A 19161-nucleotide genomic window follows, 5' to 3' on the forward strand; every position below is an offset into this window, starting at 1 on the left:
ACGCCCGTGCCTGCCATCCCATCATCGCCGTTGGAACCTGTCTGGGTCGAGTTCGCCACGCTGCTGCCCGAACGCGGCGAGTTCCATCCCGATCACCCGCTGGGCTGCCACCGCCGTCGCATCCCGGACCGGGTGGTGTTCGAGCACCTCGTCGACGCGCTGGTGCACGGGTCGGGCTATGAACGTATCGCCACCGCCGGGTGTTCGGACTGCACCATCCGCCGCCGGCTCAAGGCCTGGGCGGCTGCCGGCGTCCCCGAACGCGTCCACGCGGTGGCCCTCGCCGCCTACGACCGGATCATCGGCCTGCAACTGGCCGACATCACCGCGGACGGGTGCATCACCAAGGCCCCCTGCGGCGGAGACAAGGCCGGACCGTCCCCAGTGGACAGACGCAAGAGCGGCCTGAAACGCTCGACCGCCACCGACGGTGCCGGTGTCCCCCTCGGCATCGTCTCCGCGGGCGCCAACCGCCACGACTCACCCCTGCTCGGCCCGACACTGCAGGCGGCCACCGGCCAGGTCGGTACGCACTGGCCCGACGACGTGACCGTCCATCTCGACGCCGGCTACGACTCCAACGTCACCCGTGCTCTGCTCGACGGACTGGGTCTGCACGGCGAGATCGCCCGCAAGGGCGTCCCCACACTGGTGCAGGTCGGCAAACGGTAGGTCGTCGAGCGTACCCACGCCTGGATGAACGGCTACGGCAAGCTACGCCGCTGCACCGACCGCGACGGCACGATCGTGGACTTCTTCCTCTACCTCGCCGCCGCGTTCGTCACCGTCCGTGCACTCATCCGCGAGGCCCGAACCCGGTACCGCTGGTCGACCAGGCCCACCACCCGCCGCCTCAAGTGATCCAATTGACGGTCTCTCTTACGTAAGCTCGGTCCTTCGATCAAGCGCAGACGTTCTTGATGATTGGCCGCGAATCCGGCGGCCTCTGCCTGGCGGTACATCACGACGATCGGCTGATGGGCCCGGCCCGCTGCGGCGAACGTCGCAGACGGTGACGTGGGAGGCCTTCTGTCGGCGGACCCACCATCATCCGCAGTGGACCGCTATGGGTCAGGCTGTCGTAACCTGAGTGTCACCAGGTACGTGGACGCGCGTGTCGGTCGGCAAGCCCTGAGTGTCGCGAGGCCCGGGCATGCGCATAGCGTGGTCAGCTATGCGTGGCGCGAACAAGATCCCCGATGCCGACCAGGCTGCCGACGACGCAACGGTCCGTTTGACGGGGGCGGAGGCGCTGGCCAACGTGCTGGCCGTGCTGCAGTTGTGCGGCGCGGGCAAGCTGCGCTGCAGCGAGAAGACCCAGCGGCCGTCCGCCGCCACCGTTGCGGGGGTGGCGGAGGTGCTGGCTGGCGGGGACTTCTATCCCACGGAGCCGATCGCGGCGTTCGCCTGGCCGCTGCTGATCCAGGCCGGCGGGCTCGCCGAACTGGCCGGTAGCCGGTTGCACTTGACCGCGAAGGGTCACGCCGCGTTGGGTCGGCCGCCGGCCGAGACGATCCGTACGCTGTGGCGCTCCTGGGTCGGTAAGGCGGTTATCGACGAGCTGAGCCGGGTCGAGCACATCAAGGGCCAGCGCACCGCCAACACGCTGACCTCGGCGAAGACCCGCCGGCAGGCGGTTGCCGCGGCGCTGTCCCGCTGCCCGGCCGGCGAGTGGGTGGCGATCGACGACCTGTTCGACACGATGCGACGCGGCGGGCTGTCGCCGACGGTGGCGCGCAGCGACCGGGCGTTGTGGCGGTTGTACTTCACCGATCCGGAGTACGGTAGCCTCGGCTACGCCGGGTACGCGGACTGGCCGATCTTGGAGGGCCGCTACACCCTGGCGGTGCTGTTCGAGTACGCCGGCACGCTGGGGCTGTTCGACCTCGACTACACCGACCCGGCCGGCGCCCGGGATGACTTCCGCGGCAACTGGGGCACCGACGAGCTGGAGTATCTCAGCCGCTACGACGGGCTGCGGGCGGTGCGGCTCAACGCCCTGGGCGCCTACGCCCTGGGCCTGACCGACCGCTACCAGGCGCCCACGGCGGATGCGGCGGTGGCCGGGGCGTTGAAGGTGCTGCCCAACCTGGACATCGTGGTCACCGGCGAGCTGCCGCCAGCCGACCGGTTGATGCTGGACGCGTACGCGCAACGCACCGCGGACCGGGTCTGGGCATTGCGCGAGGCGACCCTGCTGGCCGCGCTGGACGCCGGCCGCGGGCTCGATCAGCTCCGCGAGTTCCTGGCCGCCCGCGCCACCCATGAGCTACCCAATCCGGTGACCACCCTGCTGGCCGACGTCACGGCTCGTACCGGGCGGCTCCGCAACCTCGGTGTGGTCCGCCTGGTGGAGTGCGCCGACCCGGCGCTCGCCGTCCTGATCGCGGGTGACCGGCGGCTGCGCGGCCTGTGCCAGCCGGTCGGTGACCGGCACCTCGCCGTGACCATCGACCGGGATCCGGAATTTCGCAAGGCGCTACGGGCGCTGGGCCACATCCTGCCGACCGACACCCCCGTCTGACCGCCGCCCGAGCGCACCAAGGAGGATCGGACCAATGCAGCCCACCCCAAGCCCGACACGGGGCGCGCCCCGCGCGACGGTGTACCAGATGGCCTACTTCCCACCCGAGCAGTACGAGGCGGCCTGGGCCCAGGGCCTGCTGAATGCCACGAGCCACCGCGACCACGGCGACTACCGCCGGGAAACCGAACAGACCATGCAGGCCCTCGCCGAGCGGTCCGCCACCTCGATCCGGATCGTCCGGATGGACGTGCCTGACCTGCTCGCCTACGCGCAGCGCACCAGCAAAGACCCAGCGCAACGCCGGACCCGCCTGGCCTACACCGGGTGGCTGCACGAAACCGGCCACACCGGCTACCTCTGGCCGCCCGAGCGCAACTCGCCCTGCTGGTGCGGCTCCGGCGCCAAATACAAGAAGTGCTGTGGCAACCCTGCCTTCCTCGCCATCGAGCCCCCCGACCCGGCCTCGCTCGTCCTGCGCATCGAACTCGACGGCGTCGCGCCGTGCGTGTGGCGGCGGGTAGCCATGCCATCGAACACGCCACTGGACATGGTGCACCGGATGATCCAGGACGCGATGGGCTGGTACGACGAGCACATGTACGCATTCGAAACCGACGAGCACACCATCATCGACCCCCGCTCCGACTCCGGTGAGCCTCACGCCGACGGCGAACGCCTGGTGTCCATAGCCACCGAAGCGGGCGCCACGTTCACCTACGTGTACGACTTCGGCGACGAATGGACGCACACCATCACCGTCGAGGAGATCCGCCCCGGCGGCCCCCACAATATGTTCACCATCCTCGACGGCGGCGGCGCGTGCCCACCCGAAGACACCGGCGGCGCGGCCCGGTACCAGCACCTGCTGGGCGCGCTGGCCGACCCTTCCAGCCCGGAACACGACGACGCGGTCGAGCGGCTCGGCGAAGACTTCGACCCCACCCGCTTCCTCGGTGCAACCACCGGGCAGGGATAGCGGCGGCCACCAGTCGGCGCCGCAAAGCCCGGGTACTCGGCGAGTTCCTGGACGCCACGAAGGCCGCAGGCTGAGGAACCCGTCGACCGGCCCAACCCGAATCGGTAGCGCCTAGCATGCTTGGCCTAGCCCGATAGACTGGGCCTGTGAGCCGCCACACTGACGATGAGCTGCGCGCCGTGATCGCCGAGTATGAGGCGACCAAGAAGGCCGCCCTCGCGAAACGCGACGCCTCGCTGCGAGCCTTTTACGCTGCGGGCTGGCGGGCCGTCGACCTGCAACGCGTCACCGGATACAGCCGCGAGACCATCCGCCAGGCGCTGCACCCGGAGGTCCGTCTCGCCGCCAACACCAGCCGTCGCAAATCGGCCAGCGCCGCCGCCCGGCCACCGGCCGACTACGTCCCCTACGGCGACCGGAAGCAGTACCTCGTCGCGGACAGCCTCGACGACCTCCGCGGCCCCACCTCCGGCACCGTGACGTTGCCCCATCACCTCGACTGGTCCGGCAACGCCGACTACGTCCTGGACCGACCCGCCCGTCTCGCCTCGATGTACAAGACCGTCCTGACCGAGGCGACAACGGTCGACGACCTCCACTACTGGCTCGACGGCGCATCACTCCTCCAGCTCTGGCCACAACTCTGGCTGCCGCCTGCGCTACGCCGCTTGTGGGAGCACCGATTCCCCGAACTCGCCGCAGCTCGAGCCGCGGCGGCCTGATCGTGGACGCCTTCCACGAACGGCTGGCACGGCTCGGCCTGTCCGCCGCCGACCGCTACGGCTTCGCCCTCGCCGGCGGCTACGCGGTACAGGCCGCCGGTCTCCTGCAGCGACCAAGCGAGGATTTGGATCTGTTCACCGCCTGGGACCGCCGCAGCGAGTTCAGCGCCGCGGTGTCCGCGGTCATCGACGCGTACCGGGGCGACGGCCTGGACGTGCGCGTTGATCTCCAGTACGACACCTTCGCCCGCCTCACCGTGACCGACGCACATATGGCATGCACGACCCGGCCCTGACCGCGCTGCGTGCCCGGTTCGCAACATGGCGCGCCGCACTACTCAACGCGGAAACCTGACACGGCGCGCCGACACCGGGTGCTCCACGGGCGCTCGGACGCCGCAGGACAGGTCCCTCTCCCCCGGACGTATCCGAGATCCTCGAACAGCTCAGCGCTGACCAAGGACACCAATGAGGTCTCCGATGCGCTCGCTTGGATGAGCGGGCAGGCCGGGAAGGCGTAGTCCAGGGCACTCGCTGGTGAAGATCGCGATGCCGGCAACGACCTCGACAGCCATCCATCAGGCGGCATGAGTTGCCCTGTGTCAACCTCCGGCTTGCTGATCCGTGTAGCTACCTTCGCGGCGACGATGCGGGTTTGCGACCGTCTACCTGGAGCCGAAGGGCGTGTACGTGCAGCTATGGCCCTCCGTGTTCAAACGCCGGGCGCCCGGCACCGCCCAGTCGTGGAGCACGTCCTCGGAGGCTCGATCAAGCACGGTCAGCGGATCACCGCAATCAGCGACGAACTCCTCGACGTCCTGACGTCGGCATACCGCGAGGCAACCAACCCGACTTCGACTTGATCGACCGCATTTCCGCCACGCAAGCCGCTTTGCCTGAGTGCTCGTGGGTGCTTGGGCTTCAACCCCTAAGCTCGCATAGATGAGCGGTGACGTTGAGCCCGTCCGGCCGCTGGCGTCTAGATGAAGGTCATCTCCAACCCGCGCTGAACGAACGCGGCAAACCGGCGCGGGCGCGGCACCGGCACCGAGCCGGGTCAGGGGCACCGTCGCCGCGCTTGTGGTCGCGCCACCGGCGAATCGATCACCGCGTGATCGACATGCGCATCATGCGACCAGCGCTGGTTTGCGCAGGCCACGGCCGTGCTACGACAGCTCGTCACCACGCGCGATCTGTTCGAGCACCGCAACGGTCTGAGCGGGTCGCTTTGCCGCGACGCCGATGGCGTTCATGTGGACCTTGTAGGGATCGGTTGTGCTCGAGTCCGAAAAGTACTCTGCGTGGTCGAGATGCTCGAGGTAGACCACATCGGGCACCCGCTTGGGCCCCGACCGGAAGATCGAGAAGGAGTTGCCGGTCTCGGCACGCAACCCTTCGCGGCTTGGCAGCACCTGGATGGTGATGTTCGGCGCTTCCGTGGCCTTGACCAGGGCAGCGATCTGCTGCTGCATGACCTGGGGCGCCCCGATCTGTTGGCGCAGTGCCATTTCGTCGATCACTGCCCACAAGACCGTCGACCTGCGCTCGAGCAGCATGCGTTGTCGGTGCAACCGCAACTCGACCCGACGAGCGACTTCGGAACGCGGATAGCGCAGGCCGATCACCTCCTGTGCGTACTCAGGGGTCTGGAGCAGCCCGGGTATGAAGCGGATCTCGTACGTACGGATCGTCTGGGCCGCGGATTCGAGAGCCAGGTACGGGTCGAACCAGTCGGCCACGACGTCGCCAAACTCTCGCCACCACGGCGAATCATTCGCCAGCGACACAACCTCCAAGAACGCCCGCTGCTCGGTTGGTTCGACGACACCGTACAAATGGAGCAGCGCGCCCAAATCGCTTTCCTTGATCTTCACATGGCCGGACTCGATCCGACTGATCTTGGATCCTGAGCTTTGCAGATACCGCCCTACCGCTTCGCAGCTTCGCCCGTTGCGTTCTCGTAAGTTCCGCAGTTGCTCGCCGAGCAGTCGTCGAAAGATATTGGGAGAACCGAGTGTGCCGTTCCCCGCCTGAGCGCCGCTCGCCATGACGTCCTCCTGATCGCGTCGGCGTTTCCAAGGCGTTGCGTCTTGATCAGGGGCGATTGCGCGAAGAGTCTCGCCGCGCTCGCGTTCGGCCTGGCAGCACGTGTCGAGCGAGTCGCCCGGCAAGGCCGAGGCTCGCGGCGCCCGCAGCGGCGGCGAGCGTGGATTGCGCGACGAGCGCCGCACCTATCGCGAAGCCCATCAATGTACAGATCAACAACATGGACGGCCAGATTCCTGGAATCGCGCGGCGGGCCGCGGCATGCGGTGAACGGCGTCGACATCGACGCACCCGGCTGGTCACGGCGGTATCATGCCGACCTACCGGAACCCGTGCAAGCGAACCTGCACGTGTGCATGCACGTGCGGATGTCAGTTTGCCGACCCTGGTTGAGGAGCCATATGGCCCACAGTTCGGCCGGGCACGCGCGCCGTTGTCCTACCGGCGAGGAACCACGCGAGATCCGCGATGACCTTCTCAACATGGCCGCAGTTTCCCGCGACAAAACCAACGCTCAGCGACAGAGCGAATCGAACGGCCGAACCAATTCATGATCGCGACGGAACCGCGGTTGCCAGTAGACCGGGAGAACGATCCGGTGCCGGGTGTGGCCATATTGCCACGGCGGTATGGTCGGCGACCCCGACAGAAGCACGGGGCCGCGGCGCCGACCCGACCACCAGGAGCAGGACGTCCGGCCGCCAACCGAGCCGCGACCCCGAAGCGGCGAGGTCAGGGCTTGAGCTTGAAGTTCTCCAGCGCGATGTCGATGTACTGGACGTCGTGCGCGAAGGTCTTTGCCGGGGACGCGACGATCGCGACGTACAGCCCGGCGCCCTTGCCGTCCGGCACGTTGAACACGACGTAGCGGCCCTGAAGGATGACCGCACCGTCACGAACGACCTCCCAGTCGGCTTGGATCCCGGCCCATTTCTGCACCGTGATGCTCTTCGTCCGTGGGCCTTGAAGATTTGCCGCTGGTACGCCCGCCTTGATGCCCTTCACATAGCGCTCAATGTTGGCGTCCAGCGAGCGCCGGGCGTCCGGCGGCAGCGAGGAGTCCGCCGCGCCGAACGAGAACTTCCGATCGTGGTCCTCCTTCGTTCCCTTGTGGCGCAGCCCGAGGATGCTGTCCGGGTCGAACTCCCATTCCGCGGTGGACGGGACCAGCGACGTGAAGTGTTCACCCTCTGTGGGCCCGGTGGCCAGATCGGGCTGGCCCGCCGACGGAGCACCTGATGACGCCCGCCCGGGCACGGCCGAGGACGACGCCACCGACGGTGGGGTCGACGATGTCGTCCCGTCGGCGGAGCAGCCACCGGCGGCGAGGAGGAGCAGGACCGCAACGCAGGCTCGACCACGATGCACGACAATCTCCGTCCGGGGCGGGCTGGATGTGGCCGAGCGGCGGTCGCCCGGTCCGCTGTCGATGGTGCGCACGGTGCGACATTTGATCAATCGGTCAAGGGCCCGCACCTCGTGCACCGAGTCACGGTGAGGAGGACGGAAAGTATGGTCGCCATGTGTACGGCCGCGCGGAAGATCATCCAGACGTCGGTTGACATCGGGATCACCCAAGAAGGTCCGCTCTCCGAAAACCCCATGACCGGGTCGCGCTGACCTACGTGCGACCGTGCGGCACCTCCCGTAGCGCGACGCCGGGGTTGACGATCGACGAACAGGGCTCCTCACCCTTTCGGCATCCGCGGTCGCCGCGCCGCGAAATCGCGCCTTGATGATGGGCCGAAACGTCGGCGTCCGGTCGGCCCTGGTGCCAGGATCGGGGGCATGAACCAGGAGCAACGGTCAAAGATCGCGCATGGCCGCGGTTTCCTCGCCGCCCTGGACCAGAGTGGCGGCAGCACACCGAAGGCGCTGGCGCAGTACGGGGTGCCGGCGTCGGGCTATGCGACCGAGGGCGAGATGTTCGACCTCATGCACGAGTTCCGGTCGCGAATCATCACCTCGCCGGCTTTCCACGGCGACCGCGTCCTGGGCGCGATCCTGTTCGAGCAGACCATGGAGCGCGACGTGGCCGGCACGGCCGCCCCGCTGTACCTGTGGGAGCACAAACAGGTTGTTCCGTTCGTCAAGGTGGACGAGGGGCTCGCCGACGAGAAGGACGGCGTGCGGCTGATGAAGCCCTTCACCAAGCTGGACGACCTGCTCGCGCGGGCCACCCGCCGCCGCGTGTTCGGCACCAAGATGCGCTCGTTCATCACCCGGGCCGACCCGTCCGGTGTCGCCGCCGTTCTCGATCAGCAGTTCGGCTATGCCGAGCGGATCCTCGACGCCGACCTCATGCCGATCCTCGAGCCCGAGGTCGACATCTCCAGCGACGAGAAGCAGTCAGCCGAGGAGTTGCTGCGGCAGGGCGTCCTCGACCGCCTGCCGGCACTGCCGGACGGGCGGCAGGTGATGCTCAAGCTGTCCATTCCGACCCGGGACGACTTCTACACCGAGTTGATCGAGCATCCGAAGGTCCTGCGGGTGGTCGCCCTGTCCGGCGGCTATTCCCAGCATGATGCCGACGTCCGGCTCGCTCGCAACCACGGTCTGATCGCCAGCTTCTCTCGGGCGCTGACCGAGAATCTGCGGCACCAGCAGACCGACGACGAGTTCAACCGGGTGCTCGACACCTCCATCGCGGGCATCTACAGCGCCTCCACGACGTGAGGGACCTTCCGAGCCTGTGACGGCGACGTTCGCCCCGGGCAAGGCCGCCAAGCCCAGGTGACCCGCCGCCTTCCTCTTCGGCGGGTGCCGGTGCGGCATGGGGCGGGCATGGGGGCCAGCAGGTATCCGCGGGTGCGGAAATCGGTAGCCGGAGAATCCCGCTGGCGTCGAGGTGCTCCCTCACCGGTACGAGAGAACGTGGAGTGAACATCCACACCCCAGTGTGAACAGGTGATCCCCATGACGACTCGCCCGGTCGACCCGGTGCTGAGCATGGCACTGTTCGTCTCCGACACCCCGATGACATACGACCTGGACGACGCGACCGTTCGCGAAATTGTCGACCGCACGCTCGAACGACTCGGCGCGGACGAGTGCTACGCCCGTGCCGCGGAAGTGTTCGGCGACCGCCCCGACGTGGCGCTCGACCGGATCACGTGGGCCCGCGAGCTGTGCTCCCGGGCGCTGACGCCCGCGCTCGCCGGCGTCTGACCGGTGCCGCACGGGCACGGCGACCGGTGCCCGCCGGCTACGGCACCGAACGGATGCGCAGCACGAACACACTGCCGAGGAGGGTCACGACGGCGGTCAGCACGTACAGGACGGAATAGCCGCCCAGGTGTACCACGATCGGCGCCGCGAGTGCAGGCCCCAGCACTTGCGGCGCCGAGTTGGCGATGTTGATGACGCCGAGGTCCTTCGCCCGGTCCGTCGCCTGTGGGAGCACCTGGGTGATGAGGGCGGCGTCAACCGCCATGTAGACGCCGTACCCTGCGCCGAGGACCGCCGCGGCGACCACGGCGACCGGCCACGTCGGCCAGAACGCGAGCAGCAGCGCGGCTCCGGCCATCACGATCCCGGACCAGATCACGAAGACGCGCCGGCGGCCGGTGCGGTCCGAGCGCTGGCCCGCCACCACGGTCGTGGCCATGAGCGCGACGGTGTACACGAGGATGAGAACGAGCAGGCCGGTGTCCGGGTCGGCCACCCGCACCCGGTCCTGTAGGAAGTAGAGCAGATACAGAGTGCCCAGCGCGTTGCCGAGCTGGACCAGGAACCGGGTGATCCAGGCCCACGCGAAGTCGGGGTGCCGGCGCGGGCTGACCCAGAAGCCGGCGAGCGAGAACCTGGGCCGGTCCGCGCGCTGGAGCCGGTCGTCGGCGGTGAACAGCACGAACGGTACCGGCAGCAGCACCACGAGGACCGCGAGCGCGATGTAGCCGGTGCCGGTCCCGGTGACGATCACGGTGACCAGCACGACGCCGAGCACCACCCCGAGCACCTGCGGGATGCCGACCCAGCCGGAGACCGCTCCACGCTGGTCCACCGGCACCCGGTCGGGCACGGCCGCGGTCAGCGTCGCCAGCATGGTGTTGAGGCAGATCTGCGCGGCGACCCAGCCGAGTGCCACACCGAGGATCGTGTGCTGCCCGGCGAGGAGCACGAGGGCGGCTCCGGCCAGGAGCGCACCGCCGAGGGTCCAGCCGTGCCGGCGGCCGAAGCGGGCCGTGGTGCGATCGGAGAGCGCGCCGGCGAGCGGGTTGACCACGACGGCCGCGGCGGCGCCGAGCGCGGTCACGATGCCGAGCATGCTTTCCTTGTCGCCGGGGCTGATCGCCTGGATCTGGTTGGGCAGCAGCACCTGGATCGGTGTGAAGAAGCCCATCCAGACGGCGAGGTCGGCCAGCATGAGCAGGGCGATCCAGCGCGGGCGGACCCGCACGACGGGCTCGGCGAACGCCGGCGCCGTGCGGGCCGCCGGGGGGAGGGAGGGCAACCGGGGCGGGGTCGGCGGCGGCTCCGGCATCGGGACTCCCCACGAGATCAAGAATGCGCAAGGTAGCCGCGACCCTAACGGCGATCGGCGACAACCTCAACGGGCCGTCGGGTATGCCGTCGATACCGTTGCGGAAGACGCTGCCGGAGCAGCGCGACGGCAGCGTCCACGCGGTCGCCGGGCGTCAGCTCCCCGCGGTCCGGTCCGAGCCGGCGGAAAGCCCGGGAAGGCCCGTGAGGTGCCCCTGGCGGGGACTTCGCGGCTCCTGCCGGGTGACCGGGGCGAGGCCGGCGGCCAACTCCTGCAGCAGCGTGGACAGGATGAGCAGCTTGTCGTGGGTGTCGATCGGCAGGTTGCGGAAGCCGGCGATCCACTCCGCGCTGTCCACGGCGTGATCGTTTCGCGGCGGCCGGCTCGCGCGCCGCTCCCGTGCGGGGGGCTCGGCCTCACCGTCGCCGTCGAGGGCGGGCAGGCCACCCGCGAGGATGCGCCGGACGCTGCCCGCGCCCCAGCCCAGGGCACGCTCCAGCCGGCGCAGGATGTGCGGCCGGTACGAACCGCGCTGGCCGCTCTCGAGCTGGTAGAGCGTGGCGGGTGACGGGCCGCCGACGCTGTGGACCTCGCGCTGGGTGAGGCCGAGCTCCGCGCGCCGCTCGCGGACGAGTCGCCCGAGGTGGTCCCAGGCAGCCTGATCGGAGCTCACCTGCTCGTCGCTGCCCCGGCTCATGCTCCACATCATGCCGGACGCCGCCCTGGTCGTTCCGCATCCTGGCGGGTGCATCGAGATCGATTCGTCACATCAGTACTGCCATCAAGCCTTCATAGGGCTAGATAGGGATTCTTACGTCAAGTTATTGACTCCTAGAGCTACATGTGCCTACGGTGGCGAGAACTTGATCGAACGTTTGTGCGATCCGCGATGAGGAGAACCAGCGTGACCACCCTCAGCTTCAGCCGCGCCAGCAAGGAGCAGGCGAAGGCTCGCATCGCCTTGACCGGGCCGACCGGCTCGGGCAAGACCTACACGGCGCTCATCGTCGCCGGGGAGATCGGTCAGCGGGTCGCCCTGATCGACACCGAGCGGGGCAGCGCGTCCAAGTACGCCGACGAGTTCACCTTCGACACCCTCCAGTTGACCCGGTTCGAGCCGTCGGCCCTGATCGACGCGCTGGCGGTGGCCGCGCACGCCGGCTACGACGCGCTGATCGTCGACTCCTTCTCGCACTTCTGGTCCGGCACCGGCGGCATCCTCGAGCAGGTCGACCACGCCGCCAAGCGCGCCGGCGGCGGCAACAGCTTCGCCGGGTGGAAGGAGGCCCGGCCGATGGAGCGGGCGATGATCGACGCGCTGCTGGCGTACCCGGGCCACGTCATCGTCACCATGCGCGCCAAGACGGAGTACGTGGTCGACAGCGACGAGCGGGGGCGCAAGGTGCCGCGCAAGGTGGGGCTCAAGCCGGACCAGCGCGACGGCATCGAGTACGAGTTCGACATCGTCGGCGAGCTGGACCAGGAGAACACGCTCGTGGTCGCCAAGTCCCGGGCGAAGTCCCTGTCCGGCATGGTGATCCACGAGCCCGACGGACGCTTTGCCGGGCTCGTCCTGGAGTGGCTCGACGCCGGCCGGCCGGCCCCGACCGTGGCCGACTACGTCGCCGCCGCCGCGGACCCCGAGGCCGGCTACGACCAACTGCGCAACCTCTATGAGGAGGTGGCCCGGCGCCACCTGCTCGAGGCCGCCGTCCTGGACCCCGACGGGCGGCCGATCACCCTCGCGAAGCTGATCGTGCAGCAGGGCAACAAGGCCAAGAACCGGGTCGTCCGAGCCGCGGACACCGACCAGGACCGCTGGCGCGAAGCGGCATGAGAGACGGTCGCGGTCCGCAGCGCGCGGTGGAGGACGCGTGAGCCTGCATGAGGACGTCACCGCGCTGGCCGTGCTGAAGGCACTGCGCGACACCGTGGACGCCGAGTACCGGGCCGCCCACCGCCGGGTCCTCGACCGGCTGTGCACCGCTCCCGGGCACGGGCCGACGCGGGTGACCCTCCCCGATGGCACGCTCGCGGCCACCGTCACGATGGTGTACCCGGCGCCGGCCGCCGTGGTCGTCGACGACGAGGCCCAGTGCGACCTCACCGGGGTGCGGGTCCGGGTGCGGGCCCGCGCGAGCTGGCAGCGGGACCTGCCCGACAGCAGCGAGGAGATCGGCCGGGCCTGGCAGCGCGGCGAGATCGACCTGCGCGAGCTGCTCCGCGTCCCCGGCGGCGGGCCATGACCAGCGCCCGCGCCCACGACGAGGACTCGCTGAGCACCGCACTGTGGGTGCTGGTCGCGCACACCGGTCACCACCGGTGCGCGGGCTGGACCTTCGAGGAGCGCGACGAGCTGCTGAAGTGCGCCTGCGGCACCCCGCTGTACCAGTTGCGAATGATCAATCAGGAGGCGTCCGAGGATGACCCCCGCTGAGACCGCGCGGCTGGTCACCCTCGTGCGGGTGATCTGTCCGTCGCCCGAGCCGGCAGCGGCCTGGCACCGCTCGCTGGCGGACCTGAACGCGCCCGACGTGTTCGCCGCCGCGATCCGGCTTGCTCGGCGGCGGTGCGACGTCACCGCCCGCGACGTGCGCGCCGAGGTGCTGGCCAGGCACGAACACCCGCCCGCGGACGGCAGCGCCCTCCACGTGGCGTGCCCGTGGTGCGGCGCGCCGCCCGGGCGGCCCTGCACCGTCCGCGGCACCGACGTGCGGCTGCGGAAGGCCCCCGCCCATCCCGTCCGGCTCATCATCGCGGAAGGAACCAGTCATGACCGGTGACACCGTCATCACGATCGTCGGGAACCTCGTTGAGGATCCCGAGTTGCGCTCCACAGCGAACGGGCAGGCCGTCGCGCGGTTCCGGATCGCCTCGACCCCGCGCTATCTCGACCGCCAGACCAACGAATGGAAGGACGGGGAGAGCCTCTTCCTCACCTGCATCGTCTGGCGGCAGACGGCCGAACACGTCGCGCGGTCGCTGGAGCGCGGCATGCGGGTCATCGCGCACGGCCGGCTGCGCCAGCGGTCGTACGAGGCGACCGACGGCCAGCAGCGGACCGTGTTCGAGCTCGACGTCGACGAGGTCGGCCCCAGCCTGCGCAACGCCACCGTGAGGGTCACCAGGAACGCGCCGGCCGGCAACCCGGCCAGGATCGAGGAGAAGGTCCCCTTCTAGCGGGGAACCCGGTTGAATCGGCATCGTGGAACACCTGCCCGTCACCCCTGTCCTTCCCCGGCTGGTCGACGCCCTCGCCGCCGGTAGCGCCGTCCTCGTCGCGCCGCCCGGCACCGGCAAGACCACCCTCGCCCCGCCGGTGCTCGCCGACGCCTTCGACGGACGGGTCGTCGTCGCCGAGCCGCGCCGGATCGCCGCCCGCGCCGCCGCACGGCGGATGGCGGACCTGCGCGGCGAGCGGGTCGGGGACACGGTCGGGTATTCGGTCCGCGGCGACCGCAAGGTGGGGCCGCGCACCCGGATCGAGGTCGTCACCACGGGACTGCTCGTGCGGCGGCTGCTCGCCGATCCCGAGCTCGCCGGCACCGGGACCGTCATGCTCGACGAGTGCCACGAGCGGCACCTCGACACCGACCTGGCCCTCGCCTTCCTCATCGAGGCCAGGAACACCATCCGGCCCGACCTCAGGCTGGTCGCCGCCTCGGCCACCGCCGAGGCCGGGCGGTTCGCGGTGCTGCTCGGCGGGGAGGTCGTCGAGGCCGACAGCCCGCTGTTCCCGATCGAGGTCCGCTGGAGCCCGCCGGACCGGCCGATGCCGCCGCCGCGGGGAACGCGGGTCGACCCGGGGTTCCTCGACCACGTCGCCGCGGTCACCGCACGGGCCTGGCGGGAGACCGGCGGCGACATCCTGGTGTTCCTGCCCGGCGTCGGTGAGATCCGGCACGTCGCGTCGAGGCTCACCGTCCCCACCGCCGTCCTGCACGGGCAACTGCCGCCGGGGCAGCAGGACGAGGTGCTGACGAGGAGCGCCGGACGGCGCGTCGTCCTGGCCACCGCGGTGGCCGAGAGCAGCCTCACCGTGCCGGGTGTCCGGGTCGTCGTCGACTCGGGCCTGGCCCGGGTGCCCCGCGTCGACCACGCCCGCGGGCTGGGGTCGTTGGTGACCGTACGGGCGGCGAAGGCCAGCACCGTCCAGCGCGCCGGCAGGTCGGCCCGCGAAGACGACGGCGTCGTCTTCCGGTGCTGGTCGGAGGCGGACCACGAGCGGCGGCCCGAGCAGCCGGAGCCGGAGGTGCGCACGGCCGAGCTGACCGGGTTCGCGCTCGCGCTGGCCTGCTGGGGCCACCCGGACGGCCACGGGCTGACGCTGCCGGACCAGCCGCCCGAGGGGGCGATGGCGGTGGCCCGCCGGACCCTCCAGGCGCTGGACGCCGTCGACCACGACGGCAAGGTGACCGCGAAGGGCCGGCGCATGAACCGGGTCGGCGCCCACCCACGGCTGGCCCGGGCGCTCCTCGACGGCGCGCCGCTGGTCGGCGCCCGCAAGGCCGCCGAGGTCGTGGCGCTGCTGGCCGAGGACGCGCCGACCGGCAGTGACGATCTCGCACACGAGCTGCGCAACCTGAACGCCGCCACGAGAGCCGAGGCGGAGCGGCTGTACAGGGCCGTCGACAACCCGGTCGAGCGGCGCACCACGGACGACCGGGCCGCGGGTGTGATCGCCGGCCTGGCCTACCCTGAACGGCTGGCCCGTAGCCGGGGCACCGGCTACCTGATGGCCGGCGGCACCGAGGCCGAGCTGCGCAAGGGCTCGGCCCTGGAGGGGCACCGGTGGCTCGCGATCGCCGCCGCCGACCGCCCCACCGGCAGCGTCAACGCCAGGATCCGGCTCGCGGCGGCGATCGACGAGCAGACCGCGCGGGCGGCCGGAGCCGCCCTCTTGTCCACAATGGACGAGATCACCGCCGACGGCGCCAAGCGGGTCGAACGCCTCGGCGCGATCATCCTGGCCGAAAGGGACATCCGGGCGCCGGAGCTGGTCGAGCAGGCCCGACGCGAACGGCTGCGGCAGCAGGGCCTGCCCTGGACGCCGCTGCGCCGCCGGATGGCGTTCCTCCACCGGGCGCTCGGGGCGCCGTGGCCCGAGGTGACCGACGACGCGATCCTGGAGCATGACGCCGGCGCCGTGGACCACACCCTCCAGGCCATGCTGCCCTGGCCCGCCGCCAAGGACCTGGAAACGCTGGCCCCGGAACGGATCCGCGTGCCGAGCGGATCCCTGCTCCGGGTCGACTACGCCGATCCGGAGCAGCCGGTGCTCGCCGTCAAAGTGCAGGAGGCGTTCGGCTGGCTGGAGACCCCGGCGATCGCCGGGACGCCGGTCCTGCTCCACCTCCTGTCCCCCGCCGGCCGCCCGGCCGCGGTCACCCGGGACCTGGCCTCGTTCTGGCGCACCGGATATCCCCAGGTGCGGGCGGAGTTGCGCGGCCGTTACCCGCGTCATCCTTGGCCCGCGGACCCGCTGACCGCCACGCCGACGCGCCGGACGAACCCGCGCCGCTAACCCACCCCGGCCGTCACCCCGGACGGAGCCCGCCACACCGCACGCTGGAGGCAGGACGAGGGAGGCGCGTATGAGAGACGACCTGCCCGCGCTGGCCGCCGAGGCGTACGTCTACGGCTTTCCGTTACTGTGCGACCTCGGTGCGGTCGAGCGCGACGTCAAGACGAGTCCCTTCAACGTGTTCGTCCATCGGCGCGACCTCGCCGCACCCGGACCGCACAGCGCCAACGCCAACCTGGACCTGCTGTACTCCACCGCCCACCTGGACATGTCCGGCGGCCCGCTGTGGCTGCGCGTGCCGGACACCGGCGGTCGCTACCACGTCGTGCAGTTCGTCGACGCCTGGACCGACAACTTCGCCTACGTCGGCAGCCGCTCCACCGGCTCCGAGGAGCGGGAGTTCCTGCTCGTGCCGCCGGGCTGGGCCGGCCGGGAGGCGCCGGGGGCCGACATCATCCGGGTACCGACGATGATCGCCACCCTCATCGCCCGGTTCGCCTGCGACGGCCCACGGGACACCGCGCACGTCAACGCGTTGCAGAACGGTCTCTCGCTGGAGCGGATGTACCCGCACGTGCCGATCGACGGCCTGCCGAAGCCACAGGCCGGCGTTCCGGACGAACTGTGCTTCTTCGAGGGACTGCGGCGGTCGCTGGCCGCGTTCCCGCCGTCGCCGGCCGAGCGGCGTTACCAGCGCCGGTTCGCGGCCCTCGGCGTGCTGGAGCGCGGCAACTCGCCGTACCCGACGATCCCCCGGGAGCTGCGGGACGCCCTGCGCGAAGGGCTGGAGCGCGGCCGGGACGTGCTCGAGGAGGCGGCGACCTCGGGCCACGCGCTGGTCAACGGCTGGATCAACGACCTGCACACCTTCGACTACAACCTCGACTACTTCGAGGTGGGCACCCTGGACACTCCGGAGTGGACGGTCGCGGACCGCGACACCGCCCACCGGATGCGCGCGGTCGCGGCCCGGACCGGCCTGTGGGGCAACCACGCCTACGAGGCCGTGTACCCGACCGTGCACAAGGACCCCCACGGCGACCGGCTGAACGGCACCCGCGCGTACCGGATCCGCTTCGAGCAGCCGCCGCCCGTCGGCGCCCGGTGGTCGCTGACGATGTACGACGCGCCGCAGTCCCGGCTGGTCCCGAACGAACTGGACCGGCACTCCGTCGGCAGCCAGACCCCCGGGCTCCGGTCCGGCCGCGACGGGTCGGTGACGGTGCTGATCCAGCACGAGCGCCCCGCCGACGACGTCAATTGGCTGCCCGCGCCCGAGGGCGCGTTCCGGCCGGTACTGCGCATGTACGAGCCGGACGCCGCCGTTCTGCGCGGTGAGTACCGGCTGCCGCCGGTCGCGCCGGCCTGACGACGGTGCTCACCGACCCGGATCCGCGCCGGGAGGTGGTCGCGACCGCACCCGGCGGTGTCGTGCGGGCCGGCCCCCGCGACGGCGGCGGGCTCGTCGTCACAGTGATCCTGCCCACGGCGGCACCGAGCAGTGAATACCCGACATGACGGCTTGCCCCGGTGCGGCAGACTCGGGGGATGCTCGCGCCGCCCATGTCGACCGCGGAACTGATCCGGCTCATCGAGTCGGGGACCCGCGTGAAGTACCTCCACTTCTGGGGGCACCGTCCGCGCCCTGACGGGTCGATCGGCGCGAGCTGCCTGAGCCAGTGGTGGCCGGTGGAGTTCACCGTGGACGGTGTCGGATTCCCGTCCGCCGAGCACTACATGATGTGGCGCAAGGCGCGGCTCTTCGGCGCCGGCGACGTGGCCGCCCGGATCCTGACCGTTTCGCACCCGAACGAGGCGAAGACGCTGGGTCGCACGATTCCCCGCTTCGACGAGGCGACCTGGGCGCGGGAACGGTTCGGCATCGTCGTCGAGGGCAACCTCGCGAAGTTCGGCCAGCACCCCGATCTGCGCGCGTTCCTGATCGGCACCGGCGACCGGATCCTCGTCGAGGCGAGCCCGCTCGACCGGGTCTGGGGCATCGGCCTCGCCGCGGACGACGAGCGGGCGAGCCGGCCGGCCCGCTGGCAGGGGGACAACCTGCTCGGCTTCGCCCTGATGCGGGTGCGCGCCGCGCTGGTGGCGTCATGACCCGTTCTCCGCGGCGACGCGGGCGGGTGGCCACCCGCGGGAACGAGCCGGAGCCGCTCCCGGCGTGGCTGGCCTGGCCGGTCCGGGTGATCGCGGTCATCGTGGTCGTGCCGTTCAAGCTGGCCTGGGACGGCCTGGTCGCCGTCGGCCGCTTCCTGTGGCGGTACGGGTTACGGCCCGTCGCCTGGTTCGTCTACCGGTGGATCCTGCGCCCCGTCGCGTACGCGCTCCACTACGCCATCTGGGTGCCGGTCCGCTGGCTCGCCGTCCACGTCTTCTGGCGCCCGCTGGCCTGGCTGGGCAAACACGTCCTGATGCCGCTGCTGACCGCGCTGTGGAACGGCCTGGTCGCCTTCCTGCGCTGGACCCTGCCGTGCTGGCGCTTCCTGGGCCGGGTCCTGGTGACGGCGGCCGGTGCGGTGGTCTGGACGCTGCGGTTCCTGTACCGCTACGTGCTGACGCCGGTCGGTGTCGGCGTGTACCGCTTCCTGCTGCGCCCGATCGGCCTGACGATCGCCTGGATCTGGCGCTGGATCGTGGTCCCGATCGGGACGGCGGTGGCCTGGGCGTGGAACCACTCGGTCGTCCTGCTGTGGCGCTACCTCGTGGTCATCCCGGTCTCCTGGACGTGGCGGACGCTGGTCGTCCCGCCGGTGCGGTGGGTCCACGCCGCGATCCTGCGCCCCGCCGCCGACGCCGTCCGCCGCGTCCTGGCCACGCTGGGCCTGCGCTGACAGCGCGGCGGAGGGGCCGACCCGGCACGGTGGCCCCTCC

18 protein-coding genes and 3 pseudogenes are annotated in these 19161 nt (G+C 70.6%); 17 read left to right on the plus strand and 4 right to left on the minus strand.

All coding sequences use genetic code 11. From position 1 onward, the window contains the following. The first annotated feature begins 6 nt into the window (after nt 1-6). The 5 genes and pseudogenes from Drose_RS32110 to Drose_RS32130 form a co-directional block, all read left to right on the plus strand. Nucleotides 7-861: pseudogene (locus Drose_RS32110) on the plus strand (IS5 family transposase). 313 nt (nt 862-1174) lie between these two features. Continuing rightward, nucleotides 1175-2524 (plus strand): helicase-associated domain-containing protein, encoded by a 1350-nt coding sequence (locus tag Drose_RS32115; protein ID WP_260725012.1) that lies wholly within the window; start codon nt 1175-1177, stop codon nt 2522-2524. Nucleotides 2525-2558: 34 nt separating this feature from the next. Then, nucleotides 2559-3503: an IS1096 element passenger TnpR family protein gene (locus Drose_RS32120; RefSeq protein WP_260725013.1), complete on the plus strand. Its 945-nt coding sequence runs from the start codon at nt 2559-2561 to the stop codon at nt 3501-3503. A gap of 146 nt (nt 3504-3649) precedes the next feature. Beyond that, complete coding sequence (locus Drose_RS32125) at nt 3650-4225, plus strand: hypothetical protein (protein WP_260725014.1); 576 nt, start codon at nt 3650-3652, stop codon at nt 4223-4225. 2 nt (nt 4226-4227) lie between these two features. Then, nucleotides 4228-4491, plus strand: a pseudogene (locus Drose_RS32130) (nucleotidyl transferase AbiEii/AbiGii toxin family protein); the annotation flags it as partial. A gap of 900 nt (nt 4492-5391) precedes the next feature. On the opposite strand, the gene Drose_RS32135 reads toward Drose_RS32130, so the two are convergent. Both Drose_RS32135 and Drose_RS32140 read right to left on the minus strand, forming a co-directional pair. Then, nucleotides 5392-6273, minus strand: a complete 882-nt coding sequence (locus tag Drose_RS32135) for a helix-turn-helix domain-containing protein (protein ID WP_260725016.1) — start codon at nt 6271-6273, stop codon at nt 5392-5394. Nucleotides 6274-7003: 730 nt separating this feature from the next. Continuing rightward, nucleotides 7004-7849 (minus strand): hypothetical protein, encoded by an 846-nt coding sequence (locus tag Drose_RS32140; RefSeq protein WP_260725017.1) that lies wholly within the window; start codon nt 7847-7849, stop codon nt 7004-7006. 210 nt (nt 7850-8059) lie between these two features. On the opposite strand from Drose_RS32140, the gene Drose_RS32145 reads away from it, so the two are divergent. Both Drose_RS32145 and Drose_RS32150 read left to right on the plus strand, forming a co-directional pair. Next, nucleotides 8060-8947 (plus strand): fructose bisphosphate aldolase, encoded by an 888-nt coding sequence (locus tag Drose_RS32145; protein ID WP_260725018.1) that lies wholly within the window; start codon nt 8060-8062, stop codon nt 8945-8947. Between the two features lie 240 nt (nt 8948-9187). Further along, nucleotides 9188-9439 (plus strand): hypothetical protein, encoded by a 252-nt coding sequence (locus tag Drose_RS32150; protein ID WP_260725019.1) that lies wholly within the window; start codon nt 9188-9190, stop codon nt 9437-9439. Nucleotides 9440-9476: 37 nt separating this feature from the next. On the opposite strand, the gene Drose_RS32155 is transcribed toward Drose_RS32150, so the two are convergent. After that, nucleotides 9477-10754, minus strand: coding sequence for an MFS transporter (locus tag Drose_RS32155; protein ID WP_390891260.1), 1278 nt, complete (start codon nt 10752-10754; stop codon nt 9477-9479). 154 nt (nt 10755-10908) lie between these two features. Continuing rightward, nucleotides 10909-11451, minus strand: coding sequence for a helix-turn-helix domain-containing protein (locus Drose_RS32160; protein WP_260725020.1), 543 nt, complete (start codon nt 11449-11451; stop codon nt 10909-10911). Nucleotides 11452-11658: 207 nt separating this feature from the next. Here Drose_RS32160 and Drose_RS32165 point away from each other — a divergent pair, with 207 nt between their 5' ends. From Drose_RS32165 to Drose_RS32210, 10 genes and pseudogenes are all read left to right on the plus strand, one after another. Further along, on the plus strand, nt 11659-12591 hold the full coding sequence (locus Drose_RS32165; protein ID WP_260725021.1) for an ATP-binding protein: 933 nt from the start codon (nt 11659-11661) through the stop codon (nt 12589-12591). A gap of 37 nt (nt 12592-12628) precedes the next feature. Next, nucleotides 12629-13000, plus strand: a complete 372-nt coding sequence (locus tag Drose_RS32170; protein WP_260725022.1) for a hypothetical protein — start codon at nt 12629-12631, stop codon at nt 12998-13000. Continuing rightward, nucleotides 12997-13191, plus strand: a complete 195-nt coding sequence (locus Drose_RS32175; protein WP_260725023.1) for a hypothetical protein — start codon at nt 12997-12999, stop codon at nt 13189-13191. The genes Drose_RS32170 and Drose_RS32175 overlap by 4 nt, the downstream gene beginning before the upstream one ends. Then, nucleotides 13178-13537: a zinc finger domain-containing protein gene (locus Drose_RS32180; protein WP_260725024.1), complete on the plus strand. Its 360-nt coding sequence runs from the start codon at nt 13178-13180 to the stop codon at nt 13535-13537. The genes Drose_RS32175 and Drose_RS32180 overlap by 14 nt, the downstream gene beginning before the upstream one ends. Further along, a pseudogene (locus Drose_RS32185) lies at nt 13527-13898 on the plus strand (single-stranded DNA-binding protein); the annotation flags it as partial. The gene Drose_RS32180 and the pseudogene Drose_RS32185, both read left to right, overlap by 11 nt. A 61-nt stretch (nt 13899-13959) precedes the next feature. Continuing rightward, nucleotides 13960-16278, plus strand: coding sequence for an ATP-dependent helicase HrpB (gene hrpB, locus Drose_RS32190; protein WP_260725025.1), 2319 nt, complete (start codon nt 13960-13962; stop codon nt 16276-16278). Between the two features lie 70 nt (nt 16279-16348). Then, nucleotides 16349-17647: a DUF1254 domain-containing protein gene (locus tag Drose_RS32195; RefSeq protein WP_260725026.1), complete on the plus strand. Its 1299-nt coding sequence runs from the start codon at nt 16349-16351 to the stop codon at nt 17645-17647. A 5-nt stretch (nt 17648-17652) separates the two neighbouring features. After that, nucleotides 17653-17796 (plus strand): hypothetical protein, encoded by a 144-nt coding sequence (locus Drose_RS32200; protein ID WP_260725027.1) that lies wholly within the window; start codon nt 17653-17655, stop codon nt 17794-17796. A 30-nt stretch (nt 17797-17826) separates the two neighbouring features. Further along, the gene (locus Drose_RS32205) at nt 17827-18387 is read left to right on the plus strand and encodes an NADAR family protein (protein WP_260725028.1); all 561 of its coding nucleotides are present in this window, start codon (nt 17827-17829) and stop codon (nt 18385-18387) included. Next, a complete protein-coding gene (locus Drose_RS32210; RefSeq protein WP_260725029.1) occupies nt 18384-19121 on the plus strand; it encodes a hypothetical protein in 738 nt (245 codons plus the stop codon). The genes Drose_RS32205 and Drose_RS32210 overlap by 4 nt, the downstream gene beginning before the upstream one ends. Nucleotides 19122-19161: the final 40 nt, after the last annotated feature.

Origin of the sequence: Dactylosporangium roseum, assembly GCF_025264685.1 — a bacterium.
GTDB lineage: Bacteria > Actinomycetota > Actinomycetes > Mycobacteriales > Micromonosporaceae > Dactylosporangium > Dactylosporangium roseum.